We start from the raw sequence: 552 nt of genomic DNA, 5'->3' as shown, positions 1-552 counted from the left end.
AGATGTGTATAAGAGACAGGTCTCGATGTTGCGAAAGACGCTCGCCTGCGACGCGTGCCGCACGACGTCTTCGCGCGTCACCTCGCCGGCCGGGCCGCTGGGGGTGACGTCGGTGAGGTCGACGCCCAGATCGCGGGCCAGCTTGCGGATCGGGGGCTTGGCCACGACCCCGACGGATGCCGCGACCGGACGCTCCGCGGGGCGCCGGCGCCGCGACTGCACGGCCCCGCCGGTGCCGTACCCGACGAGCACGGCGCCGCCCGGGTCGGTCGGCTCGGGCACCGACGCCGGTGCCGCGGGCGCACCGGCGTCCGCCGCATCCGCGATCGTGATGATCGGCGCGCCCACCTCGACCGTGGCGCCCTCCGCGGCGAGGATCTCCCCCACCGTGCCGGCGAACGGCGAGGGGAGCTCGACGAGCGACTTGGCCGTCTCGATCTCGACGAGGACGTCGTTGACGGCGACCTCGTCGCGGGGCGCGACCCGCCACGACACGATCTCGGCCTCGGTGAGGCCTTCGCCGACGTCCGGGACTGTCTCTTATACACATCT

General features: G+C 73.0%; 1 protein-coding gene. It reads right to left on the bottom strand.

Annotation, left to right across the window (positions count from 1 at the left end):
* The coding region (locus DQ241_RS21495) for a biotin/lipoyl-containing protein (RefSeq protein ID WP_233492603.1) at positions 1–495 on the bottom strand (495 nt) is incomplete at its 3' end.
* Positions 496–552 lie beyond the last annotated feature (57 nt).

Origin of the sequence: Blastococcus sp. TF02A-30 (genome assembly GCF_003319185.1) — a bacterium.
Taxonomy (GTDB): domain Bacteria; phylum Actinomycetota; class Actinomycetes; order Mycobacteriales; family Geodermatophilaceae; genus Blastococcus.
The sequence above is the reverse complement of the archived record's forward strand: the minus strand, read 5'-3'. Positions and strand labels throughout refer to the sequence as shown.